Origin of the sequence: Mycolicibacterium helvum (assembly GCF_010731895.1) — a bacterium.
Classification (GTDB): Bacteria; Actinomycetota; Actinomycetes; order Mycobacteriales; family Mycobacteriaceae; genus Mycobacterium; species Mycobacterium helvum.
In genome coordinates this window covers 5,197,765-5,222,588 of record NZ_AP022596.1, presented here as the reverse complement: position 1 = coordinate 5,222,588, position 24,824 = coordinate 5,197,765, and the positions used below count along the sequence as shown (strand labels likewise).

Sequence of the window (24,824 nt, the reverse complement as noted above, 5' to 3'; positions counted from 1 at the left end):
CGCTGCCCGCAGCAGCCCGGCAAGGTAGAATCCCGCTTCGTGTGGACTACCGTGGTGCTGCTCGGCCTCGCGGTGAGTATCGAGCCCACACGCATCGGATTGATCGCCCTCCTGCTGACCCGGCCACGTCCCGCGCGGCATTTGCTCGTCTTCCTCTGCACCGGCCTGGCGATCAGCCTCAGCATCGGCTTCACGGTGCTGTTCGTGTTCCACCACTCCTTCCTCAGCAAGGCGAACTTCAACCCGGCGCTCATCCAGATCGGTATCGGCGTCGTCACGGTCCTGCTCGGCGCGCTGTTGACGTCGAATATTCCGTTGCGACAATTCGCCCGCAAGGAGATGGTCGACGTGCCGGCCGGTGCCGGTGACAGTCCCCTCGTCGTGCAGGATCCCCCGCGGCCGAGCCGGTTCAAGCGGCTATCCGCCCGGATCCGTGCCTTTGCGAAGGGCGAATCATCCTGGTTCTCGGGTTCCATCGGGGCGGCTCTGGCGATGCCGAGCGTCGACTACATGGCCCTGCTCGCGCTGATCATCGCGTCCAAGACTGCTCCGATCGAGCAGGCGTCGGCCCTGGTCACCTTCCTGCTACTGGCGAGCTGGGCAGCGGTGGTCCCCCTGCTGAGTTTCATGGTTGTGCCAGGCAAGACTCGGATCTGGGTGCAGCGCTTCAACGAGTGGATCCGCACCCGCACTCGCAAGCACGCCGGTGCATTCGTCGCGGTCGTGGGGGTCATGCTGATCGCGGTGGGCCTGCACGGCCTGTGACCCCCGATCACTCGATGACGGCGGTGAGTCCGAATTCGGTCAGAGTCGCCTCGGCCAGATCGCGAAGACGCTGCTTGCTGTTCTCCGCGCCGATCTCGTAGGCCTCTATCGAGATCGTGACCTTTCCGTTGATGCGCGCGGACACCACGACGAGCTGGCCGTGTGAACGCTGCATCTCCTGCAGCGTGACGTTCTGGTCCAAGGCCCGCAGAATGACCAGCTCCGCAGTCGTGCCGTCGACCTGAGCAATCTGAGGTGGCAAGTCGCCGAGGTTCGAGCAGGACACTGGCAGATCTTCAGAGTAGGAGAACAACAACTCGGCCACCCCTTTGACCGCGGCCTTGGGTAACCACGGCATCAGCGGTAGCAGTTCCATGGCGGGGTCGGTCTGTTCCTTGGCTATCTGCCGTGCCTCCCGGACGACGGTGCGAGCCTCCGACAGGTCGACTGTCACCTTCTCCGGGTCGACGGTGGCATTAGCGAAGGCCATCGCCAAGGCACGATCATCTTCCAGGCTCTCCCGGAGGTTGATCGCGATCACCAGCGTCACGGCGCCGTCGGAGCGCCGGCGCCGACCCAGCCGCTGCGCCACCCTCGCGGTGAACCCCACCAGGAGTGAATAGCTGTTTCCGCCAAGGCTTTCCGCGCGCGCATCCCACTCTGCCATATCGACGACGACCGCCACCGACGGTACGGTGACGACCTCCTCGATCGGCTGTCGGCCGGCACGCGCCTTCCTGGATTGGGCGAGTTCCTTGCGCTTCCCCCACACCAGCTTCGCGCCTTTGACCAGCGCCTTGCGCGTCACCGGCAAGTCACGCACGATCTGGCGCGTGTCGGCAGCCAACGCCTGCCCGCGGGTCCGCGCGCCCGGCCGATCATAGCCCGCGTCGCGGACGGTATCGGTGACTGCTTCGAAGATCGCCAGCCCGGCGCCGGTGCCATCGCCGATCACGTGCGAGGCCACCATGCTGATGGCGGTGGAACCATCGGTGAGTGGTTGGACGACCAGGTACCAGGTCGGGCCGTGCTCGGGGTCGATCGGCAGATTGCCGAGCTCATCGGCCCAGTCCATGAGTTCGGCGCGCGGGCGGGCCGTTTCGTTGATCTGGATCTCCGACGGAGCGTGACCGGGCTTGACCCACCGCGGCCGGCCGAACGGCAGTGGTGAACGCTCGATGTGTCGTCCGCCGTGCGATTGCGCGATGTTGCGGTGAAACCGCCGAAGTCCTTCGATGTCGACGGGGTGCTCGTAGACCCAAACGCATTGCATCAGCTGGCCGCGCCCGGTGGCGCGCATCATCTCGAACGCCGTCTGGTCGAGGAACTCCAGCCGGTGTTCCTGCGATTCAGTAGTCACTGCTCAAACCCTCACTCGATGACGCCAGACAGCTCGAACTCTGCCAGAGTCTGGGCAATCACCTCGCGAAGCCGTGCGCGCGAGTTGTCTGCGCCGGGCAAGTAACTCATGACCGGCAGGATGACCTTGCCGCCGAGCCGCATCGATGCCACGGTCATCAGGCCCTGTCGCTTGTCGAGGACATCGCGGGTCAGATTACGGTCGATGCCGCGGAAGTAGAACCGCTCTGCCACCGTCCCGTCGACGCTGAGCACAACATCGGGGACGTCGCCCAAATTCGAGCAGGACACCGGCACATCGGTGGTGAAGTTGAAAGCCATATCCGCGATGCGCCCCATCGCCCGCTTCGGCAGAAACGGGATCAGCGGCAGCAACTCCACCATCTCGTCCGGCGTCTGCCGCGCGGTCGCCAAACCCTGTTTGATGGCCGCGCGAGCGTCGGAGAGATCGTTGGCAACCGGGCCCGGATCGAAGGTGACATTCGCGATCGACACGACATTTCCGCCGGTGTCGGCCGGGTCTTCTCGTTCGCTGACCGGCATCATCAGCGTCACCGCACCGTCGGTCGCGCGGGTTCGGCCGATATTCTCCGCGAGCTTGCCGGCGAACCCTGCGACCAACGAAAAGTGGTTTCCGCCAAGGCTTTCCGCCCGGCCATCCCACTGCGGGATGTCGATGATCGCCGTGGTGAACGCCGTCTTGACGACATCGCCTGCACCGCCGGTCGCCCGGGGTGCCGGTGCACTCGGGCGCACCAGCTCGTCTTTGCGGCGGGTTGCGACCTTGACCGCTTTTACCAGTGTTCGGCCAATCTCTGGGAGATCCCTGCCCAACTGGCGCAGATCTTCGCCGATGGCGCGCATCCGGGTACGGGACCGGCGCGGCGGATAGCCGAGGTCCCTACGGTTGCCCACGACCGCGTCGTAAACCACTCCGACGGCGCCTGCGCCGTCGATGACGGTATGCGATAGGACCAAGCCAACGACACTGGTGCCGTCGGTGAACGACTGGACACCCATTCGCCACGCCGGGCCGTGCTCGGGGTCGAGTGGCAGCTCCACCTGCTCGTGCGCCCAGTCGTACAGCTCTTCGCGCGGCCGCGGATATTCGCCGATGTCCAGCGGGGCCTGCGGGCCTGGGGCCGCGACCCATCGATGCCGGCCGAAGGGCAGCGAAGAACGCTCGATCAGGCGGCCGATCAGTCCCTGGCCACAGTTCTGATGGAAGCGTCGCACGCCGTCGAGGTTGATGGGATGTTCATAGATCCACAGGACCTGCATAACGGCCTCTTGCCCGGCACCGCGCAGCGCCAACAACAACGCCTGGTCGGCGTAGGGCACCACGTTGTCGGGTGTGGGCCGGCGGTTGTCGCCCACCGGCATCAGGCCGTTGCGACCGGCAAGCGAGACGACGACACGAGTTCGGAGCGGCCGTCAGCCACCCGAAGATAAATGCACTTCATCAGTTCGACGAACTCGGCAACCGACTCGCGCGCGATCGGATTGTCGGGGTAGGCGACGGTGATGATCGTGCCCTCGGTACGCCGGTTCACCCACATGCCGACCTGATTGGCCGCGCCCAGATCGGTGTAGATGTGCCCGTTCTGCGCATACCACTGGGACATGATGACCGGGTTCAGCGGCGGCAGGCCCACGTCCAGGTAGGACAGCATCGGCACACCCGGTCCGGCCGGCCGGATGCGCGGGGTGGACTCCGACTCCGCCAGCTCGTATACCCGTTCGATCGGTACGTTTGCCAGCGGCATGCCCGAGTCGAACGACTCCTGGGCAGCGCGGGCGACCTCGGCGAAGTTGCGGGCAGCGACCGGCACCGACAGCGGAACGACACCGGTGAACCATCCGGTGGTCATGAACTCCGCCGGCGTGCTGCGCGTGGTCGTCGGGGTGATGACGTAGTAATCGTCGTCGCCGGTCAACTGCCGGTGCGCGATCGCCGCGGCGGCGAACACGCCACCGATGAAGCGGACACCGGCCGCGGTGCACGCCGACTCGAAGCGGTCCGATTCGTGATCGTCCATCAGTTGGACCGTCAGCAGATCACCGCTGCAGTGCACCGACGGATCACCCAGCGGCAGCGGGAACGTCGGCATGGTTCCGCCGTTGTTCTCCAGGAAGTCCAGCCAGCCGCGAACGTCCGGTGAATCCATGGTCAGCTGCTCGGTGTAGCCGTGCTGACGCACGCAGTAGTCGTGGTAGCTGCCCGCGTCCGGCAGCCGCAACGGTGCGCCACCCCCGGCCAGCGCCTCGTAATTCATGTGCATTTCCACAAACAGCGCCATCATCAGCATCGCATCGGCGTGCAGGTGATCGACTGAGACGTAGAACGTGAAATGGGCGGCGCGCTGGATGACGCCGAACCGGAAGCAGTCCCACTCCAGCGGGCTCGGGGTGTCGAGCACGTGCTTTTTCCACTGCGCGGAGTTCATCTCGCCGTGCTTGGTGGCCACGAACTGGATGTCGTTCGGGTTCTCGACCGTGTGGCGAACGACCTGATCCACCCCATTGGCGCCGGCGGAGAACTCGAACCAGCTGTGGTACGTGTCGTGCCGGCGCAGGTAGGCATTGATGACGAAGGTCATCGCGCGGACGTCGCACTTGCCCGGCATGTTCCACGCCGGGATCAGCAGCCGCGCCATCTCCAGCCCATTGGCCGTGTGATTGCGGTAGCTGCGGATGTGCTGGCTCTGCTGGTAGCTCGCAGGTACATCGCTGACCGGCGCATCCTGGACCTTCTTCAGGCATGCCGGCGACGGGCTCCACGACACGACCGTGCCCGGCGCGTCAACCCAGTCATGGATTGCGGTAAGTGCAACCACTGTCAGATTCCCCTATCGACCCTATTTATCAGCGTGCTGACGTGATGACGCCGGCAAGCGTTTCGCACAGGCTTTCGGCCAGCGACCGGACAGTCGTTATATCCATCGATCGGACGCGTATTCCCGTTTCAGTTTCAATACGGGTTCGCAGCTCGAGGTTCCCCAACGAGTCCAAACCGTACTCCGAAATCGGTCGGTCCGGGTCGATGGAACGGCGCAGGATCAGGCTGAGCTGCTCGGATACCAGCCGGCGAACCCGGGTCGGCCACTCGTCACGCGGCAGATCGTGTAGTTCCGCTCGGAAGGTGCTGGTATCGGCCGGCCGGTCGCCACTGGCTTGGAATGCCTCGGCGAACGGGCTGCGTGCCGCCAGATCCGTCAGCCACGGCGTCCCGATGATCGGCGCGTAGCCGGTATAGGCGCGATCGTGGCGCAGCAGCGCCTCGAAGGCATGTGCGCCCTCGTCCGGGCTGATCATCGCGGTATCGCCGGTGGCGGCCAGGTGCTTGCCCGCACCGATCTCGTCCCATGCCGCCCATGCGATCGCGATGGCGGGCAGCCCCTGCGAACGGCGCCAGTGGGTGAACCCGTCCAACCAGCTGTTGGCCGCGGCGTAGGCGCCCTGTCCCGGCGAGCCCATCAGGGCGGCCGCTGAGGAGAACGAGCAGAACCAGTCCAGCGGCTGTGCCGTGGTGGCCCGGTGCAGGTGCCAGGCGCCGTAGACCTTCGGTGCCCAGTCCCGGTCGATCAGCTCGTCGCTGATATTGGTCAGGACGGCGTCCTCGACGACCGCGGCGGCATGCAGGACACCGCGCACGGCCAGGCCGGTCGCGGTCGCCACCGCCACCAGGCGGTCAACCGTCTCCGACAGTGCGATATCGCCGCTGACGACCTCGACCTCGGTTCCCGCAGCCCGCATCCGAGCGATCTCCGCCAGCGCGTCTGCCTTGGGCTCCGATCGCGAGTTCAGCACGATCCGGCCGCAGCCGGCCCCGGCCATCTTCGAGGCGAGGAACAAGCCCAGCCCGCCAAGGCCACCGGTGATGATGTACGAACCATCGCGGCGGAAGACCTTGGCCTGTTCCGGCGGCACGACCACACTGCTGTGGCCCACCTTCGGCACCGAGAGCAGCAGCTTGCCGGTGTGCTCGGCCGCGCCCATCACGCGGATGGCGGTGGCCGCGTCGGCCAGCGGGTAGTGCGTCGTTTCCGGTTGCGGCAGAACGCCCTCGGCGGTCAGCCGGTACACGGTACTCAACAGGTCGCGGATCTGCTCGGGGTGTGTGGTGGCCATCAGCGCCAGGTCGACACCGTAGAAGGACAGGTTGCGCCGGAACGGGAAGAGCCCGAGCCTGGTGTCGCCGTAGATGTCCTTCTTGCCGATCTCGACGAACCGACCGCCGAAGGCCAGCAGTTCGACACCTGCCCGCTGGGCGGCACCGGTCAGCGAGTTCAGCACGATATCCACGCCATAACCGTCGGTGTCCCGACGGATCTGCTCGGCGAAGGCGGCGCTGCGCGAGTCGTAGACATGGGTGATGCCCATGTCGCGCAGGATGTCCCGGCGCTCCTCAGTACCGGCGGTGGCGAAGATCTCCGCCCCGGCGGCACGAGCGATCGCGATCGCGGCCTGGCCCACACCACCGGTGGCGGAGTGAATCAACACCTTGTCGCCGGACTTGATCCGGGCCAGGTCGTGCAGGCCGTACCAGGCCGTCGCCGACGCGGTGGACACCGCTGCGGCCTGATCGTCACGCAACCCTGCAGGCAGCGTCACGGCCACGTCGGCGTCGCAGGTGACGAACGTTCCCCAGCAGCCGTTGGGCGACATGCCGCCCACATGGTCGCCCACTCGGTGCGAGGTGACCTGCGGACCGACCGCGGTGACCACACCGGCGAAGTCGATGCCCAGCTGCGGGTGCAGACCCTCGAAGCTTGGGTACCGGCCGAACGCAAGCAGGACGTCGGCGAAGTTGAGGCTGGACGCGGTGACCGCGACCTCGATCTGACCCGGTCCCGGGGTGATGCGGTCGAAGGCCGCCAGCTCCAGGGTCTGCATATCGCCCGGGGTACGGATCTCCAGGCGCATGCCGTCGCGGGAATGGTCCACGACGGTGGTGTAGCGCTCGTCGGGCCGCAGCGGGCTCGGGTGCAGGTGCGCGGTGTACCACTCGCCATTGCGGAACGCGGTCTCGTCTTCCTCCGAGCCGGTGAGCAAAACACGGGCCAGCAGCTTGGAGTCGACATCGTCGTCGACGTCGATCTGGCTGGGGCGCAGCTGCGGGTACTCGGCGCCGACCACGCGCAGCAGACCGCGGAGGCCAGCCTGCTCGAGGTTCGGCCGGTCGTCGGCCAGCACGGTCTGGGCGTTGCGGGTGATGACGTAGAGCCGCGGCGGCTCGCCGGCGGTGTCGGCCAGCTCACGCGCGATGCGCACCAAGTGGCGTACGTGCTCTCCCCCGCGATGCGGCAGCTGCTCTTCCGGGCAGCCGTTGCCGGCGCCGCTCACCACGACGACGTTCGCAAAGCCGCCTTCGGTGAAGTACGACCGGAGCCGCTCGGCATTGCCCACGTGGTCGGCCTGCTGCGGCCAGGACATCGTGGTCACGTCAGCGTCGTTGAGCTTCAGCGCATCGGTGAGCGCCGAAGCCAGCAGGTCAGCGACATCGGAGGTACTGACCACCAACCATGTCGCGGAGGTGGTGTGGGTGATCTCGGCGACCTGGTTCCGGCGCCACTCGATGCCGAGCAGGCGCTCGTTGAGCACCCGGTCACCTTCGTGGTCATCGGACATGCCGGTGCCCATCCGCAGACCCTGGACGGTGAAGAGCACCGTGCCGTAGTCGTCGAGCAGATCGATATCAGCCTCGACCGACGAACCGTCGAGCGAGGTCACCCGGGTCAGGCAGTACCGCGCATTGCGGGTCGCGCCATGCACCCGCAGGCGGTCCACGCCCAGCGGCAGCAGCAGCCCACCGGTGCCGGACGCCTGCACGCCTGGATGGGCGGCAACCGACTGGAAGCAGGCGTCCAGCAGCGCCGGGTGGACGCCGTAGGAGGTCTGCTGATTGCGGATCGAGCTGGGCAGGCCGATCTCGGCGAGCACGGTGTCGGCTGTCTCGTCGGCTGCGTTCACGGCGATCAGCGCGGTGAACGCGGGGCCGAACTGAACACCGCGGCCGTCGAACCACTGCCGTACACCCTCGCCGTCAGCGCGGTTGGGATGGGCGTCGCGCAGCACGTCCATGTCGTAGGTGTTGGGCTGCCCGCCGGGCTCGCCGGCGTGCAGCGTGGCACTGGCGCGGCGCTCCCGTTCACCGTCCTGGTCGGTCTCCACGACAAAGTTGAGGACACCGGAGCCGTCCGCCGAGGCCACGGCGCTGACCGGGGTCTCGTCCTTCAGCAGCAGCATCGCCTCGAACGTGACATCGCGGACCTCGGCGTCGTCACCGAACACGGTGCGCGAAGCGGCCAGCGCCATTTCGCAGTACGCCGCACCGGGCAGCGCCGCGACATTATTGATCTGGTGGTCGACCAGCCACGGATGCGCCCCGGTCCCGACCTCGGCGGCCCAGGCGTGCCGCTCGGGCTCCTCCAGCAGCCGGACGTGTGAGCCCAGCAGCGGGTGGGCGGCAACCAGGTGCGCGCCGCGGGCCTGATGGTCGACACCGTCGGAGATCAGGACCAAGCTGCGGTGCGTCCAGGTCGGCAGCGGTGCGTCGACCAGCTGGCCAACCGGGTAGAGAACTGAGAAATCCACCCGCGCGCCGGCCGAATAGAGATCGCCGAGGAAATCGCCCAGACCGTTCGGGACCTCCTGGCCACGGCGCATACCGGCCAGCGCCGCGACGCTGATGTCCAGCGTGCCTGCGGTCTGATCGATCGCACGGATCAGCAGCGGATGCGGGGCCAGCTCGCCGAAGACCCGGAAGCCGTCCTCCAGCGCCGTCTGCACGGCTGCCGAGAACCGAACCGTGTGGCGCAGGTTGTCCACCCAGTAGTCGGCATCGCAGTAAGGCTGCTCACGGGGATCGAACGACGTCGCCGAGTAGTAGGGCACCTCGGGGGCCATCGGCGTGATGTCGGAAAGCATGTCGGCAAGCTCGTCGAGAATCGGATCGACCTGCGGCGAGTGCGACGCGACATCAACATTGACCTCGCGGGCCATGATCTCGCGGGCCTCCCAGGCGGCCACGATCTTTCGGACGGTGTCGGTGGCGCCACCGATGACCGTCGACTTGGGCGACGCGACGACAGCGACGACGACGTCCTCGATACCTTGCTGCTCGAGTTCCTCACGCACCTGCTGGGCGGGCATCTCGACCGACGCCATCGCGCCCCCACCGGCCAGCCGCAGACACAGCAGCGAACGGCGGCAGATGACCTTGACGCCGTCTTCCAGCGACAGTGCGCCGGACACGACGGCCGCGGCGACCTCACCCAGCGAGTGGCCGATGACCGCACCCGGCTGTACCCCGTAGGCCTGCATCGTGGCCGCCATCGCGACCTGGACAGCGAAGATGGTGGGCTGGACTCGATGGATGCCCTCGACGGTCTCAGGGGCCGTCATCGCCTCGGTGACCGAGAAGTTGGATTCGGCGGCGATCAGCGGCTCGATGTCGGCGATCTTCGCGGCGAAGACCGGCTCGGTGGCCAGCAGACCGGTACCCATCGACGCCCACTGCGAGCCCTGCCCGGAGAAGATCCAGACCGGTCCGCGATCGTCGTGCCCGACAGCGGGCTGATAGGGCTCGTCACCGTCGGCAACCTGGCGTAGCTGCTCGACCAACGAGCCGCGGTCCTCGGCGATGACGGAGGTACGCACCGGGCGATGCCCGCGGCGGCGGCTCAACGTGTAGCCCAGATCCGGCAGCGACAACTCGTCGCCCGCGCGCTCGACCCAGTCCGCGAGTTTCGCCGCAGTGTTGCGGAGTTCCTCGACCGAGGTTGAGCACACCGGGAAGAGCAGCAGGTCCTTGCCCTCGCGTTGGGCCTGATCGACGTCGACGACCACCGGGGAGTCAGGGGCCTGCTCGAGAACCACGTGGACGTTGGTGCCGGACATGCCATAGGAGGAGACGCCCGCACGGCGCGGGCCGTCTTCCTTCGGCCACGGGGTGTTTTCGGTCGGGACGAACATCCCGGTTTTGACCTTGGTCAGCTTCTCGGGCAGGCGGTTGAAGTGCAGGTTCTGGGGTATCACCCCGTGGTGCACCGCAAGCACGGCCTTCATCAGCCCAAGAACACCCGCCGCAGATTCGGCGTGACCGAAGTTGCTCTTGACCGACGTGAGGGCGCAGGGCCCCGCGGTGCCATAGACGCTAGAGATGCTGTTGAACTCGATCGTGTCGCCCACCGGCGTGCCGGTGCCGTGCCCCTCGACCATGCCGACGGTGGCGGGGTCGACGTCGGCGGCGGCTAGCGCGGCCCGGAACACCGAAACCTGGGCGTCCCTGGACGGGGTCAGGATGTTCTCAGTGCGACCGTCCTGGTTGGAGGCGGTGCTCTTGATGACGGCCAGGACGCGGTCGCCGTCGCGCTGCGCGTCGTCGAGCCGCTTGAGGACGACAATGCCGCAGCCCTCGGCGCGGACGAAGCCGTCGGCGGCGACGTCGAAGGAATGGCAACGTCCGGTCGGCGAGAGCATGCCCTGGCCTGAGGAGGAGGCGTAGAGACGCTTGTCCAACATCAGCATCACGCCACCGGCCAGCGCCATATCGCTTTCGCCGTCACGCAGACTGCGGCAGGCCTGGTGCACCGCGACCAGGCTCGAGGAGCAGGCGGTGTCCATGGTCACTGCGGGTCCGTGCAGACCTAGCGCGTGCGAAATGCGGCCCGAAGCCATGCTGAACGGGGCGCCGGTGAATGCGTAGGCCTGATCGAAGGCGCCGGCGTCACTGGTAACCATCGCGTAGTCGTCGTGAGACATGCCGATGAAGACACCGGTCGATGTGCCAGACAGGGACGACGGGGTGAAACCGGCCTGCTCGGTGGCTTCCCAGCAGGTCTCCAGCAGCACTCGGTGCTGCGGGTCCATCGCGGTGGCCTCGCGCTCGTTGATACCGAAGAAGTCGGGGTCGAAGCCGGTGACGTCATCGATGAAGGCGCCCCACTTCGACACCGAGCGGCCGGGTACCCCGGGCTCGGGGTCGTAGAGGTCGTCAGCGTCCCAGCGGTCGGCGGGAATCTCAGTGACCAGGTCAGCGCCCTCGAGCAACGCCTCCCAGAGCTTGTGGGGTGAGTCGATACCACCGGGCAATCTGCAAGCCATGCCGACAACGGCGATGGGGGTGACAGATGTCTGACGCACGTCCGCTCACACCTCACTTCTTGACACTGGGCAAGGCAACCAGTTCCGACTATGCAGTGGTAGCTACCCAGTCAAAGTTGCCAATGTGCTCGGTAGCTTAGCCGTTTTTCGTTAAGACCGCGAGAAATGTTTCATGTTTTTGATTAGGGATTGAGCAATGTGACCCATGGCCCTAACGTCGTGCCCGGTCAGGCGCTTATCCGATTGCTGCGGCTCGCACGGCAGCAACCTGCTGGATCGTCGTTACGTTCCCGAGGAGAAGCGCAATAATCGCCTCTACCTGCATGTTTGTCGAGGCAAGATCACCTCGGCGATCGTCCAGATCGCTTCCGACGGCGTGTCCGCGGCGGCAAGGAGGAAGTTGCAGAGTGTTTACTCTCGCATTTTTGACACAAATTGGCATCAACGCGGATATAGCAAATAACGGTTATGACGTCATCCGAGTGGCCCGGTTCAGCGCCCCGAATTGGGCTACTTCGACAATTGAATAGTGTCGAATAGTGACACCATCACCGCGCGGGAGGGCCTGAGCAGCTGAACCATCCTGAGAGTTTCCGCAATCGCGCCTCAGGTGCTTACAACGGTATAGCCTGCAGTGATGATCAGCTTCCACAGGAGATGGCTACTAACCTGAGAGTAGGCTGAGATTTCATTATCCGCATCTAACTAAACGTGATCCGTACCACATTTCTAAGGGTGCAGAGATATCGATTACCGGTTCCCTGATATTTCTCGCCGTGAGTCAGCAAACGCAACAGGATAAATGACCGGCTATTCGTCGGTATTTGGCGAACTTTCCATCTGAGAAGGATTTCGGGAAGGTTCGGCCGACTGTCGGTGACATTTGTCACCCCTTTAGCTGCGCCTTGTGAACTCCCTGTGAAAGTTTGCTGGAGGTCTTATCAAGGGTATTCGGCGAGGTAGGCGGCAACGGCCCGGAACCCCGCGACCAGGCGACATGCCAAACGTGAGGCAGACCAGCAAGGAACCCGGCACGGGCGACTTAGGGTCGGATTACCCTGCAACAACCCCGGACGCGAGCGGCCCAAAGGGGGCACCGAACTCGGCGACGGGCGCAAAACCGTTCTTACGCGCAGCCGCCGCGCCCCGCCGGATCAACGCCGCGGTGGCAACGAATCCGGCCTGATCGGCCACGATGAACGGGGTCAGCAATCGGTTATGGACAAAACTGAACGACAATCCCGATTCCGGAACCGCCCAGCCCAGCGATCCGCCCAGCCCCACGTGCCCGAAGCCGGGCAACACACCCGGGATCGGCAGCGAGTGATAACCCAGGTGGAAGCCGAGCGGCATGATCAGGTTGCGGTCCGGAGTCAGATTGCGCCGGCCGGTGAGGCCCGCGACCAATTCGGACGACAGATAGCGCCGGCCGTCGATCTCGCCGCCGTTGGCGATCGCGCCGTACATGCGGGCCAGGCTGCGCGCGGTGGCCACCCCGTTGGCCGACGGCAGCTCGCTGTCGAGTAACGGCATCGCGCCCTGGACGGTCGACCGCATGCCGGGGAAGTACATGGAGCCGAAGATCGCCGACCGTTCGAAGGCCGCGAGCCGGGGTGCGACGGCGTTGAAGACCGGGTTGGGGATGCTGAGCTGGGGTCCGATAATGCTCGCGGCCCGGGTCGGCGCACCGACCGGCGGCCTCCCCAGGTGAATCCCGTCGGTATTGAGCGGTGCGGCCACCTCGGTACGGATCAGATCCCGCATCCCCGTGCCGGTGACCGCCCGGGCCAAGCCGGACAGCAGCCAGCCGTAGGTGAGCGCGTGATAGGCGGGCTTGCCGAAGTTCCGGCCTACCGCCGCTGCCGCGATGCGGTCCTCCATGACCAGGTGGTCGAGCAGGTCACGCGTGCGCACGCCGCGTAGATGCGCCAGACCCGCGCGGTGCTGCATCACGTCGCGAACGGTGATGTCCGCCTTGCCGTTGGCGCCGAACGCCGGCCAGTACTCGGCCATCGGAGCGTCGTAGTCGATCAGGCCGCGGTCGGCGAGCCGGTGGATGACCGTCGAGGCCACACCTTTGGTCGCCGAGAACACCATGGCCCCGGTGTCCGCGGACCAGTGCTGCCGTCCCCGTCGATCCGACCAGCCGGTCCACACGTCGACCACGGGCTGGCCGTCGAGATAGACCGCCAGCGCACCGCCGCCGAAGCGCGGATGCGGAAACATCGCCGCGAAGCTTCGCACCGCGGAGGCGAAGTTCGGGTCGGCGGCACCCTGCACCCCATGGGGCAGTGTGCCGCTGCTGCGAATCGCCTGAGTCACAGATGGGAATTTAATCGGTCTAAGCACATCTGCAGCGATTTGTTGCCAAAACGTTAACTTGACTGACGGCCCGTCAGGTTGACTGCTGGGCTATCTCGAGGATTCGCTGGGCGGCCAGCGTGGGAGTGAGCTCACCGTCGCGGACCTGACGCTCAATCTCGGCCCGCTCGGCGCGTACAACCGGGTGACTCAGCACCCGGTCGAGGACGGTGTCACGCACCATCGACCAGGTCCAGTCGACTTGCTGGGCGCGGCGGCGGGCGTCGAACTCGCCGGCTTTGGTCAAGACGTCACGATGCCGCAAGACGGTGTCCCACAGCTCTCGCAAGCCGGTACCCTCCAGCGCGCTCATCGTCAATACCGGTGGGCGCCAAAGTGTTTCGCGTGGATAGATCAGTCTGATCGCCGCCGACAACTCGCGCGCGCACGCTTGGGCTTCGGTGGTGTGCGCGCCGTCAGCCTTGTTCACCACGACGATGTCGGCGAGTTCCAGCACCCCCTTCTTGATCCCCTGCAACTGGTCGCCGGTGCGGGCCAGAGTGAGGAAAACAAAGGTGTCCACCATGTTCGAGACAGTCACTTCGGACTGCCCGACGCCGACTGTCTCGACCAGGATCACGTCGAAGCCGGCGGCCTCGGCAAGCACGATCGTCTCCCGGGTCGCCTTTGCGACGCCGCCGAGGGTTCCCGACGTCGGCGACGGCCGTATATAGGCGTTCGCATTCACGGCAAGCTGCGCCATGCGGGTCTTGTCCCCCAGAATCGAACCGCCGGTGCGGGTCGACGACGGGTCGACGGCCAGCACCGCGACCCGATGGCCCTGCTCGATGAGGTACATGCCCAGCGCTTCGATCGTGGTCGACTTCCCCACCCCGGGCACCCCGGTGATACCGATGTGGATGGCCTTACCCGCGTCGGGCGTCAGTTCCAGCAGCAGGCGCTGGGCCTGGTCACGGTGATCGGCGCGGGTCGACTCGACCAGCGTGATGGCCCGCGCCAGCGCCGCCCGATCACCGGCGCGGATCGCCTCGGCGAGCACGTCGACGTCGGCGGCCATCAGGTGAGGTCGTAGCCGAGCCGCTCGGCGAGCTTGTGCAGCAGATCCACCGCAGCATCGGCGATCACCGTGCCGGGCGGGAAGATCGCAGTGGCTCCGGCGGCATAGAGCTCGTCAAAGTCACCGGGTGGGATGACGCCACCCACGACCACCATGATGTCGGGACGCCCCACCTCGGCCAGCGCATCGCGCAGTGCCGGCACCAGTGTCAGGTGCCCGGCAGCCAACGAGGACACCCCCACCACGTGGACGTCGTTGTCGGCAGCTTGCCGTGCGACCTCCTCCGGGGTGGAGAACAGCGAACCCACGTCGACGTCGAAGCCGATGTCGGCGAACGCGGTGGCGATGACCTTCTGCCCCCGGTCGTGGCCGTCCTGACCCATCTTGGCCACCAGGATGCGTGGCCGGCGCCCATCGGACTCGGCGAACTTCTCCACCAATTCGGTTGCGGCACTCACATTCTGAGCCTTTCCGACCTCATCCCGATAGACACCAGCGATGGTTCGGATCTCGGCCTGATGCCGGCCGTACACCTTCTCCAGGGCGTCGGAGATCTCACCGAGGGTGGCCTTGGCACGCGCGGCATTGATGGCCAGCGCCAGCAGGTTGTTGCCCAGTCCGTCCTCGCCGGCCGGGCCCGACGTGCCTGCGGCCCTGGTCAACTCGTCCAGCGCCGCCTGGCAGGCCGCCTCGTCACGTTCGGCACGCAGTTGCGCCAGCTTGGCCAGCTGTTCGGCGCGCACCCGGCTGTTCTCGACCTTGAGGACCTCGATCTCCTGGTCCTCGGTGACCTGGTACTTGTTCACCCCGATCAGCGGCTGGGCACCGGAGTCGATGCGCGCCTGAGTGCGCGCGGCGGCTTCCTCGATGCGCAGCTTCGGGATGCCCTCGCCGATGGCCTGGGCCATACCACCGTGTTCGGCGACCTCGGCGATGTGCGCGCGCGCCTTCTCGGCCAGCTGATGGGTCAGCCACTCCACGTAGTACGAGCCACCCCAGGGATCGATCGGCCGGGTGGTGCCCGACTCCTGCTGTAGCAGCAGCTGGGTGTTGCGCGCGATGCGCGCGGAGAAGTCGGTGGGCAGTGCCAGCGCCTCGTCGAGTGCGTTGGTATGCAGCGACTGGGTATGACCCTGGGTGGCTGCCATCGCCTCCACGCAGGTCCGCGCGACGTTGTTGAACACATCCTGGGCGGTCAGTGACCAGCCCGACGTCTGTGAATGGGTGCGCAGCGACAGCGATTTGGGATTCTTGGCGCCGAACTCGGCGACCAGTTCACTCCACAGCAGCCGACCGGCCCGCAGCTTGGCGACCTCCATGAAGAAGTTCATGCCGATGCCCCAGAAGAACGACAGCCGCGGCGCGAACTTGTCCACGTCTAGCCCGGCATCCCGGCCGGCCTTGAGGTACTCCACACCGTCGGCCAACGTGTAGGCGAGCTCGAGATCGGCTGTGGCACCGGCCTCTTGGATGTGGTAGCCGGAGATCGAGATCGAGTTGAACTTCGGCATCTTGGCGCTGGTGTAACCGAAGATGTCCGAAATGATCCGCATCGACGGCTTCGGCGGATAGATGTAGGTGTTGCGGACCATGAATTCTTTGAGGATGTCGTTCTGGATGGTCCCGGCCAGCTTCTCCGGAGGCACCCCCTGCTCCTCGGCCGCCACCACGTACAGCGCCAGGATCGGCAACACGGCGCCGTTCATCGTCATCGACACGCTGACGGCACCCAAGTCGATACCGTCGAACAGCTGGCGCATGTCCAAGATGGAATCGATGGCCACACCGGCCATTCCGACATCGCCGGCGACCCGCGGATGGTCGGAGTCGTAGCCGCGGTGGGTGGCCAGGTCGAAGGCCACCGACAGACCCTTCTGGCCGGCCGCCAGGTTGCGCCGGTAGAACGCGTTGGATTCGGCGGCGGTCGAGAACCCGGCGTACTGCCGGATGGTCCACGGCTGGTTGACGTACATCGTCGGGTAGGGCCCGCGGATGAACGGCGGCTCGCCGGGGAAGCTGTCGAGCGGGTATCCCGCGGCGGCGATGGCGTCGCGGTCGGCGCCGACATACACCGGTTTGACGGCGATTCCTTCGGGGGTCTGCCATTCCAGCTGCTCAGCGGTGTAGCCGTGCGCCGACGCGGCGGCGGCAACGTGCTCGGCCACGGCGGCCTCGGTGGGCGCCGTCGCCGGGCGCTCACCGTGCAGCGGGACGTCGGCGAAGCTGGGTACGGTGCTCGTGCTGGCCGGAGCCGCGGAGCCGGCGACATCGGACTGAGTCATATCAGGCCCCCAATCGGGTGAGCAGGGACGAAAGCGCTTCGACCGCATCGATTTTCGCAGTCAGGTAACCATCGGGGCGGGCATCGGCCGCGACGTCGGCTACGGCCTTCTCCGGGCCGGCGAGCAGGACCTGGTCGAGTCCGGCCGCGCGCGCCGCCTGCACCACATCGGAGGCGTCGGTGCCATAGCGCGCATCGGTGCCGCAGATCACCGCCACTGAGGCGCCGGCATCGGCGATCGCAGCAGCCGTCCCGGCGGCATCGACGGTGCCCGGGTTGACGGCTTCGATTCCGCCGGAGGCCAGTAGGTTGGCCGCGAACGTGGCCCGGATGTTGTTCTCGGCCAGCGGCCCCAGCGGCAGCAGCAGGGCCAGCGGGCGCGAACCGGTGCGCTCCAAGAAAGCGTCGGAGCGGTCGCGCAGCGCCTCGAAACCCGCCGCGTAGCGGCGCACGGTTTCCGACGAGCTGTAATGCGGCAGTGGCGGTTCGGACAGATTCGGGAATTCGTTGATTCCCGTCAGCGCGGTCCGGCGGTGAGCGATGTCGTCGGCCCGACGCACCCGCACCTGCTCGATCTGCTCGGCGATGTGATCGCGCGCCGCCACGAACCCGCCGCGGAACTCGATGTCCTGGAAGTGCGACCATGCCTGGGCGGCAAGGTTCTTGGTGAGGTCCTCCACATACCAGGAGCCGCCGGCCGGATCGAGCACCCGCCCGATATGCGACTCTTCCAGCAGCAGCAGCTGGGTGTTGCGCGCGATGCGGCGGGCGAAACCGGCGCTGATGCCGGGGAATCCGCTGGGGATCGCGACATCGAACGGCAGCACCGCGACGGTATCGGCTCCCCCGACGCCCGCGCCGAAGGCGGCCAGCGTCGTGCGGAGCATGTTCACCCACGGATCGCGCTGCGTCATCATCGGCAGCGACGTGACCGCGTGTACCGTCACCGCCCCGCTGTCGGGTTGGCCAAGCACATCGGCGACTCGGGCCCAGAGTTGGCGGCCCGCACGGAATTTCGCGATCGACAGGAACTGGTCGTCGTCGGCCACCAGGCGAAAGCTGATCTGTCGCAGCGCGTCGGCCACCTCGATACCGGCGTCGACCAGCGCCCGCACGTACTCGACGGCGGCACCCAGCACCCCGGCCAGCTCCCATGCCGCATTGGCACCGCGGTTGTGGAACGCTGGGCCGTCAACGGTGATGGCACGCACCCCGCTGCCACCGGCCAAGGTCTGTGCCACGCCGGTGACGTCCTCGATGGCCGGCGCGGCGATTCCGCTCAGTGGCGCGGTCAGCGGGTCGGCGCCCAGGTCGATCGACATCGTGGCGCGCTGGGCGTCAGTGGCACCGGCCACCAGTGCCAGCACCGCCTCTGCGGCGGCACCGAACTGCGCCCCGGCATCGAGGATCACCGGTGCGAGCTCCAGGTAGACGCCTTCCAGTAGCCGATCGAGGTCGGCGGGAGCTACACCGTTGTCCCCGACGCGCAGCATCAGCGCGCTGACCCCGTCGCCGAGCGCGCCCAACACCACGGCGTTGCCGTCGGCGACCGCGGCGGTGAAGTCGGGCGCCGGGAACACCTCGGCGACCTTCCATCCGCTCACGACATCGCGACGGGCATCGGCGCCGCGGACGAACGGCCAGGTGCCGGGCAGCGGCGGTTCCGGCAGTGCGTCCAGCGCGGTATAGAGCGGCCGGATCGAAAAGCCCTCGTAAGTGGGCGAGTCCAGCAGCGTCTCGGGTTCAGCGGGCAGGTCTGCCGGGTCTTTCCGGCTGCTCTTGGCCAGCACGCCGGCCACGGCGGTGCGCCAGCGGGCGCGTGCCTCCTCCACCTCTACTGACACCGGCAACTCCTGTTGTCGCAGCATGTGGGCGCCCATACCTGGGAACGCCACCAGACCATCAGGCTAAATGATGGCCTCAGGCGTCACGCCGCCGACTACACCTGCCCGTAATCTTGGTCAACGTGACGTCGAAGACCCGCAACACGCTGCGCAGTGTGCGCTCAGCGCTGGTCTCTACGGCGCGCCAGGTATCCCGAACCCGCATTGTCGTCACCGCGATCGCCACTGTGATTCTCGTCGCAGTAGTGATCCTGGTGCCGCTGCCCACCGCCCTGCAATTGCGGGACTGGGCGACATCGCTCGGCGCCTGGTTCCCGCTGGCGTTCCTCGGCGCGCACATCGTCGTCACCGTCTTCCCCTTCCCCCGCACCGCGTTCACGCTGGCCGCCGGACTCTTGTTCGGGCCCGCGCTCGGCGTGGCGATCGCCGTGGTCGCGAGCACGGTGAGCGCGCTGCTCGCCCTGGTGCTGGTGCGTGCGCTGGGCTGGCAGCTCAGCCGCCTGGTCAGTCATCCGGCGGTGGAGGCGGTGGACGCCCGACTGCAGGCCAGTGGCTGGCGGGCGATCTTCTCGCTGCGAATGATCCCCGCGGTGCCGTTCTCGGTGCTCAACTACGCCGCCGGGGCGTCGGCGGTGCGGGTGCTCCCTTACTTCTGGGCGACGCTGGCGGGGCTGATCCCCGGCACCGCCGCCGTGGTGTTCCTCGGAGACGCGCTGACCGGCAACATCAGCCCACTGCTGGTGCTGGTGTCGGTGTGCACCGCGGCCGTCGGCGTCGCTGGGCTGGTGTACGAGGTGCGAGCCGCGGCTAAGTAGCGCGGTGCGAGCCGGGCGGCGGCGGCGCATATTGCGGGTCGGCCGGCGGGGCCTGCTGCTCGGACAGCGGCGGGTACGAACGCTGCGGCGGGGCGATCGCGTCCTGGGGCGGCGGCACCGGGGCTGCGCCGACCGCAGGCACGGACGTCCGCGCCTCGGCCTCGGCCTTGGCCACCGCTTGGGCGATCGCGGGGTCGGTCTTGGTGTCGAACCAGTCGGCGACCTCGTCGGAGTCGTCCTGCATGGGCAGGTTCTCCTCCACCGGCGACGGCGTGTACCGATACACGCCGTCCTCGCCGGGCGCACCGAGCATCTTGGTGAATCCCTGCAACGCCGAACCGAAGTCGCTGGGCACCAACCACACCTTGTTGGCCTCACCCTTGGCCATCTGCGGCAGCGTCTGCAGGTACTGGTAGGCCAGCATCTCCGGGGTGGGCCGGCCCGCCTTGATGGCGGCGAACGTCTTCTCGATGGCCTTGGCCTGGCCCTGCGCCTGCAGGTACGACGCGGCCCGCTCGCCCTGGGCCCGCAGGATTCGGGATTGCCGGTCGGCCTCGGCGGCCAGGATCGCGGCCTGTTTGGCGCCCTCGGCGGCCAGGATCTGGGCTTGCTTCTGGCCCTCGGCCTGCTTGATCGCGGCTTCCCGGCTGCCCTCGGCGGTGAGGATCATCGCACGCTTCTCACGGTCGGCGCGCATCTGCTTTTCCATCGAGTCCTGGATGGACGGCGGCGGGTCGATGCTGCGCAACTCGACGCGGGCGACCCGAAGGCCCCAGCGGCCGGTGGCTTCGTCGAGCACACCGCGGAGCTGACCGTTGATCTGGTCACGGCTGGTCAGCGTCTGCTCGAGGGTCATGCCGCCGACCACGTTGCGCAGCGTGGTGGTGGTCAGCTGTTCCACACCGACGATGTAGTTGCTGATCTGATAGACCGCCGCTTGTGGGTTGGTGACCTGGAAGTACACCACGGTGTCGATGTTGACGGTCAGGTTGTCCTCGGTGATCACCGGTTGCGGCGGGAAGGACACCACCCGCTCACGCAGGTCGACCCGCGCCCGGACCTTGTCCACGAACGGGACCAGCAGGGTGAGCTGCCCCGAGACAGTCTTGCTGTAGCGCCCGAGCCGCTCGATGACGGCGGCCTCGGCTTGCGGGATCAGGGCGACGGACTTGGCGACGACGATGATGGCGAAGATCACCAGCACCGCCAGTAGGACCAGACCCGCAACTGCACCGTCCATGAAGGGTTCTCCTTACCCGTTCTTCCAGACGACCGCGGTGGCACCGTCGATGTGCATGACGGTGACGTGGTCGCCCGGCTCGTAGACATCGTTGTCGTTGTAGGGACGTGCCGTCCAGACTTCGCCTTCGAGCTTCACCTGGCCTTCATGCTGCGAAACCCGGCCGAGCACCAGCGCGTTCTTGCCTTCCAGCGCCTTGACCGGTTCCGGCAGCCCCTTACCCGCGGTGAATTTGCGGCGCAGCGCGGGCCGCACCAGCAGCACGAGCAGCACCGAAACCACCAGGAACACCGCGCCGTCGGCCCATACCGGCAAGTCCAGCAGCCAGCTCGAACCGGCGGCGGCCAGCGCGCCACCGGAGAGCATCAGCAGGAACATATCGCCCGTCAGTGCCTCCGCACCGGCAAGGCCCAGGGCGAAGACAAGCCAGATCAGCGCCGCAGGCATGCCGCCAGGATACGCGGCAGGCCGAGGGGCGGTTGTGGAAAGCCGGTTCACCGACGAACCACTACACTGCGAGCATCATGTGGTGCCCGAGTGTTTCACTGTCCTTGTGGGCCAATGCCTGGCTCGCCGGCCAAGCCGCGCCCGACGACGTCCTCGACGCGTTATCTGCTTGGGCACCAACGCATTCGGTGACCGCGTACGATTCCGTCGCGGCTGGCCGCACCGGCCTGCCCTGGCCAGATGTCGACGATGCCGGCGCGGTGTCGCTGTTGCAGACGCTACGGACGGTCGCCGGCCGCTCGATCGATGCCCGGCCCCCCGCGATCAGCGTCGCGCTACCCGTCCCTGGCGACGTCCGCGGACTGGCGGCCGGCACCCAGTTCCAGCGCGACGCGCTGGCCTCCGGTGAGGCGATCATCGTCACCAGCCCGGCCGGCGACACCATCGGCCTGGTCCCCGATTTCGAGTACGACGACGTCGACGACGAACTGCCCGACTGCGACCGGGTGCCCGAGCTGTGCGCGCTGTCGTGGACCGTGTACTCGCTGCCCGGGGCCCCGGTGGTCGACCACCTCGACCTCGGTGAGGCGGAGTACACCCTGCGTTCAGCGGTGCGATCGGCCGCCGACGCGCTTGGCGCCCTGCAGCTCGGCGCCGCCGGCGGCATCGACGACCCGCGCGGACTCGTCGAACAGGTGCTGGAAACCGGCAGGCATCACCGGGCCCCCGATCACGCTCCGACGCGGGCGCTTCGGGTGCTGGAGAATGCCGCACACGTCGACGCGATCATCACGGTCAGTTCGGGATTGATGCCGATCGGCACCCAGAGCGCGTCGGAGGCTCAGATCGCCAACGATGCGCTGCGGCCGCTGGCATCGATCGTGCGCTCCGCGCGGATCGCCGCGGTCACCGCGATCCTGCACTCGGCCTGGCACTGATTGCGCATTCGTTGGTGCAGAACCGGCCGTCCACGCTGGCTCCGTAGCCCGGAACCGGCTCGGCGCCAATCACCCTCGCGGGTTCGCGGCCATCGCGCACCTCGTCGACGAGGTCGAGGACCAGTTGGGCGAAGCGGCGCTGCGCGTTAGGAGTCGACGCGCGGGCCAATGCGATCCCGAGTTCGTCGGCCTGCTGCCGTAATTCGTTGTCCAGGTCCCACACCACCTCGATGTGGTCGGCAACGAACCCCACCGGACAGACCAGCACGGCTTTCGTACCCGATGCCGCAAGCGCCGAGAGATGGTCGCCGACATCGGGTTCCAGCCACGGAACCTGGGGTGGTCCGGACCGGGATTGCCAGACCACGTCATAGTCCGGGTAGCCGGCGGCAGCTGCCACCAGGGCGGCGGCGTAATGGACCTGGCGGGCATACAGATCCGGCCCGCACCGGTCGGCGGCGCGCAGCGGTATCGAATGAGCGGTGAACACCAGCCTGGCGTCGGCGCGCACCGAGGCCGGCAGCGTGGCGGCGGCGTCCGCAATGGCGTCGGCGAACATCGCCACCAGCAGCGGATGGTCGAAGAACTGGCGCACCTTCACCAATTCCGGGGCACCGTCGCCGACGGCGGCCCGTGCGCGGACGATGTCCTCCTGGTACTGGGCGCAGCCCGAATAGCCACCCCAGGCCGAGGTGGTGAACACCGCGGCGCGGCGCACGCCGGCCGAAGTCATTGCGGCAACGGTGTCCTCGACGAGCGGATGCCAGTTGCGGTTGCCGAAGTACACCGGTAGTTGTTCACCGCGCTCGGCGAGCTCGGCGCGGATCTCGTCGATCAGGGCGCGGTTGATGCCGTTGATCGGTGAGACGCCGCCGAAGTGCAGGTAGTGCTCGGCGACCGCGGTCAGGCGCTCGGGTGGTATCCCGCGGCCGCGAGTGACGTTCTCCAGGAACGGCATCACCTGTTCGGGGCCCTCCGGTCCGCCAAACGAGAGGATGAGGAGTGCGTCAAACATGGTGATGACGTGGCCCTTAGAGCAGCTGGGTGCTGGCGCCGCCGTCGGCGAAGATGACGGTGCCAGTGGTGGCCGGCAGCCAATCCGACAGCAGCGCGCACACCGTCTTGGCGACCGGCGTCGGGTCCTTCATGTTCCAGCCCAGCGGGGCACGCTGATCCCAGCCCTCTTCGAGCAGCTTCATCTGAGCACCGGCTTCTTCACCGAGCGCACCACCGACGATGGCACTCATCGCCAAGGTCCGGATCGGGCCCGCAGCAACGAGATTGGATCGCACACCGACCTTGCCAGCTTCACGGGCGACGAATCGGTTGACCGATTCCAGTGCGCTCTTGGCGACGGTCATCCAGTTGTAGGCCGGCATTGCCCGGGTCGGGTCGAAGTCCATGCCGACGATGCCGCCACCGGGATTCATGATGGGCAGCACGGCTTTCGCCAGCGAAGCGTAGGAGAACGCCGAGATGTGGATACCCTTGGCAACATCCTCGTACGGCGCGTCGAAGAACGGATTGATACCCATTCCGGTCTGCGGCATGAAGCCGATGGAGTGCACCACCCCGTCGAGCTTGTTGCCCTCGCCGATGACCTCAGAGACGCGGTCGGCCAGCGTGTCGAGATGCTTTTCGTTCTGCACGTCGAGTTCGAGCAGCGGCGCCTTCTCCGGGAGCCGGTCGGCGATCCGCTGGATCAGCTTCATCCGGTCGAAACCGGTGAGCACCAGTTCGGCACCGGCCTCCTGAGCGACCTTGGCGATGTAGAACGCGATCGACGAGTCGGTGATGATCCCCGTGACGAGGATGCGCTTGCCTTCGAGAAACCCTGTCATATCAGTCCTTATCTCCTTAGTGGCGCTGTGCTGTCGGGGGCCTAATGGCCCATCCCCATACCGCCGTCGACCGGGATGACCGCGCCGGCGATGTAACCGGCATCCTCGGACGCCAGGAAGCTGACCGCGCCGGCGACCTCTTCGGCCGTCCCGACCCGCTTGGCCGGGATGAAGTCCAACGCACCCTCCTGGATGCGCTCGTCGAGCGCGCGCGTCATCTCGGTGTCGATGTAGCCGGGGGCGACGACGTTGGCGGTAACGCCGGCCTTCGACATCTCGCGGGAGATCGACCGGGCCATCCCGATCAGGCCCGCCTTGGCGGCGGCGTAGTTCGACTGATTGCCGATGCCCCACATACCGGAGACCGAGCCGATGAAGATGATCCGGCCGAAGCGCTTACGCTGCATGCTTCGAGACGCCCGCTGGGCCACCCGGAACGCCCCGGTCAGGTTGGCGTTGATGACGCTCTCGAAACGCTCTTCGGTCATCCGGATCATGAACGCGTCCTGGGAGATGCCGGCGTTGGACACCAGCACCTCGACCGGACCCTGATGCTCCTCGACCTCGGTAAAGGCACGGTCGACGGCCGCACTGTCGGTGACATCACACACGACACCGAACAGCCCCTCGGGTGCGCCGGAGCCGCGATGGGTGACCGCGACCTTGTGGCCGTCAGCGGCCAACCGTTGTGCGATCGCCAGTCCGATACCCCGGTTTCCGCCGGTGACCAGCACCGAACGGGAGACAAAGGGTGGCTTGCCAGCGGTGCCTGATGTCGCCGCCTCTGCGGTTCCGGAATCGCTCATT

General features: G+C 66.9%; 16 protein-coding genes. 3 read left to right on the top strand and 13 right to left on the bottom strand.

The annotated features are described in order from the left end of the window. Positions 1-39 precede the first annotated feature (39 nt). Complete coding sequence (locus tag G6N38_RS24540; protein ID WP_179968445.1) at positions 40-765, top strand: GAP family protein; 726 nt, start codon at positions 40-42, stop codon at positions 763-765. 7 nt (positions 766-772) lie between these two features. Here G6N38_RS24540 and G6N38_RS24535 read toward each other — a convergent pair whose 3' ends face one another. The 8 genes from G6N38_RS24535 to mutA form a co-directional block, all read right to left on the bottom strand. Beyond that, positions 773-2,125 (bottom strand): hypothetical protein, encoded by a 1,353-nt coding sequence (locus G6N38_RS24535; RefSeq protein ID WP_163750565.1) that lies wholly within the window; start codon positions 2,123-2,125, stop codon positions 773-775. An 11-nt stretch (positions 2,126-2,136) separates the two neighbouring features. Continuing rightward, positions 2,137-3,501, bottom strand: coding sequence for a hypothetical protein (locus G6N38_RS24530; RefSeq protein ID WP_246227409.1), 1,365 nt, complete (start codon positions 3,499-3,501; stop codon positions 2,137-2,139). A gap of 5 nt (positions 3,502-3,506) precedes the next feature. After that, positions 3,507-4,961 (bottom strand): condensation domain-containing protein, encoded by a 1,455-nt coding sequence (locus G6N38_RS24525; RefSeq protein WP_163750563.1) that lies wholly within the window; start codon positions 4,959-4,961, stop codon positions 3,507-3,509. Between the two features lie 28 nt (positions 4,962-4,989). After that, a complete protein-coding gene (gene pks2, locus G6N38_RS24520; RefSeq protein WP_246228096.1) occupies positions 4,990-11,232 on the bottom strand; it encodes a sulfolipid-1 biosynthesis phthioceranic/hydroxyphthioceranic acid synthase in 6,243 nt (2,080 codons plus the stop codon). 1,053 nt (positions 11,233-12,285) lie between these two features. Next, positions 12,286-13,581 carry an esterase/beta-lactamase LipL gene (gene lipL, locus G6N38_RS24515; RefSeq protein WP_163750561.1) on the bottom strand — a complete coding sequence of 432 codons (1,296 nt, stop codon included), beginning with the start codon at positions 13,579-13,581 and terminating at the stop codon, positions 12,286-12,288. A 46-nt stretch (positions 13,582-13,627) separates the two neighbouring features. Further along, positions 13,628-14,611, bottom strand: coding sequence for a methylmalonyl Co-A mutase-associated GTPase MeaB (gene meaB / locus G6N38_RS24510; RefSeq protein WP_163750560.1), 984 nt, complete (start codon positions 14,609-14,611; stop codon positions 13,628-13,630). Next, entirely contained in the window at positions 14,611-16,893 is a 2,283-nt protein-coding gene (gene scpA / locus G6N38_RS24505; protein ID WP_163750559.1) for a methylmalonyl-CoA mutase, read from the bottom strand. Before scpA ends, meaB begins: the two co-directional genes overlap by 1 nt. A gap of 1 nt (position 16,894) precedes the next feature. Next, positions 16,895-18,760 (bottom strand): methylmalonyl-CoA mutase small subunit, encoded by a 1,866-nt coding sequence (mutA, locus tag G6N38_RS24500; RefSeq protein ID WP_163752341.1) that lies wholly within the window; start codon positions 18,758-18,760, stop codon positions 16,895-16,897. Between the two features lie 98 nt (positions 18,761-18,858). Between mutA and G6N38_RS24495 the strand changes: the two genes are divergently transcribed. Further along, positions 18,859-19,551: a TVP38/TMEM64 family protein gene (locus G6N38_RS24495; RefSeq protein ID WP_163750558.1), complete on the top strand. Its 693-nt coding sequence runs from the start codon at positions 18,859-18,861 to the stop codon at positions 19,549-19,551. On the opposite strand, the gene G6N38_RS24490 is transcribed toward G6N38_RS24495, so the two are convergent. Both G6N38_RS24490 and G6N38_RS24485 read right to left on the bottom strand, forming a co-directional pair. Further along, positions 19,544-20,791: an SPFH domain-containing protein gene (locus G6N38_RS24490; protein WP_163750557.1), complete on the bottom strand. Its 1,248-nt coding sequence runs from the start codon at positions 20,789-20,791 to the stop codon at positions 19,544-19,546. The two genes, G6N38_RS24495 and G6N38_RS24490, sit on opposite strands and share 8 nt — an antisense overlap. Positions 20,792-20,803: 12 nt before the next feature. Continuing rightward, positions 20,804-21,238 (bottom strand): NfeD family protein, encoded by a 435-nt coding sequence (locus tag G6N38_RS24485; protein ID WP_163750556.1) that lies wholly within the window; start codon positions 21,236-21,238, stop codon positions 20,804-20,806. 77 nt (positions 21,239-21,315) lie between these two features. Between G6N38_RS24485 and G6N38_RS24480 the strand changes: the two genes are divergently transcribed. Then, on the top strand, positions 21,316-22,176 hold the full coding sequence (locus tag G6N38_RS24480) for an Rv1486c family protein (RefSeq protein ID WP_163750555.1): 861 nt from the start codon (positions 21,316-21,318) through the stop codon (positions 22,174-22,176). On the opposite strand, the gene G6N38_RS24475 is transcribed toward G6N38_RS24480, so the two are convergent. The 3 genes from G6N38_RS24475 to fabG1 are packed head-to-tail and all read right to left on the bottom strand — an operon-like array spanning position 22,145 to position 24,823. Beyond that, on the bottom strand, positions 22,145-23,191 hold the full coding sequence (locus tag G6N38_RS24475) for a ferrochelatase (RefSeq protein ID WP_163750554.1): 1,047 nt from the start codon (positions 23,189-23,191) through the stop codon (positions 22,145-22,147). The genes G6N38_RS24480 and G6N38_RS24475 overlap by 32 nt on opposite strands. Before the next feature lie 16 nt (positions 23,192-23,207). Further along, complete coding sequence (inhA, locus tag G6N38_RS24470; protein WP_163750553.1) at positions 23,208-24,017, bottom strand: NADH-dependent enoyl-ACP reductase InhA; 810 nt, start codon at positions 24,015-24,017, stop codon at positions 23,208-23,210. Positions 24,018-24,058: 41 nt separating this feature from the next. Further along, positions 24,059-24,823 carry a 3-oxoacyl-ACP reductase FabG1 gene (fabG1, locus tag G6N38_RS24465; RefSeq protein ID WP_163750552.1) on the bottom strand — a complete coding sequence of 255 codons (765 nt, stop codon included), beginning with the start codon at positions 24,821-24,823 and terminating at the stop codon, positions 24,059-24,061. Position 24,824: the final 1 nt, after the last annotated feature.

Bases quoted from the DNA above. Each gene is read 5' to 3' on its own strand.
- inhA (WP_163750553.1), bottom strand. From the start codon at position 24,017: ATGACAGGGTTTCTCGAAGGCAAGCGCATCCTCGTCACGGGGATCATC.
- G6N38_RS24480 (WP_163750555.1), top strand. From the start codon at position 21,316: ATGTGGTGCCCGAGTGTTTCACTGTCCTTGTGGGCCAATGCCTGGCTC.
- G6N38_RS24490 (WP_163750557.1), bottom strand. From the start codon at position 20,791: ATGGACGGTGCAGTTGCGGGTCTGGTCCTACTGGCGGTGCTGGTGATC.
- pks2 (WP_246228096.1), bottom strand. From the start codon at position 11,232: ATGGCTTGCAGATTGCCCGGTGGTATCGACTCACCCCACAAGCTCTGG.
- meaB (WP_163750560.1), bottom strand. From the start codon at position 14,611: ATGGCCGCCGACGTCGACGTGCTCGCCGAGGCGATCCGCGCCGGTGAT.
- scpA (WP_163750559.1), bottom strand. From the start codon at position 16,893: ATGACTCAGTCCGATGTCGCCGGCTCCGCGGCTCCGGCCAGCACGAGC.
- fabG1 (WP_163750552.1), bottom strand. From the start codon at position 24,823: ATGAGCGATTCCGGAACCGCAGAGGCGGCGACATCAGGCACCGCTGGC.
- mutA (WP_163752341.1), bottom strand. From the start codon at position 18,760: ATGCTGCGACAACAGGAGTTGCCGGTGTCAGTAGAGGTGGAGGAGGCA.
- G6N38_RS24485 (WP_163750556.1), bottom strand. From the start codon at position 21,238: ATGCCTGCGGCGCTGATCTGGCTTGTCTTCGCCCTGGGCCTTGCCGGT.
- G6N38_RS24475 (WP_163750554.1), bottom strand. From the start codon at position 23,191: ATGTTTGACGCACTCCTCATCCTCTCGTTTGGCGGACCGGAGGGCCCC.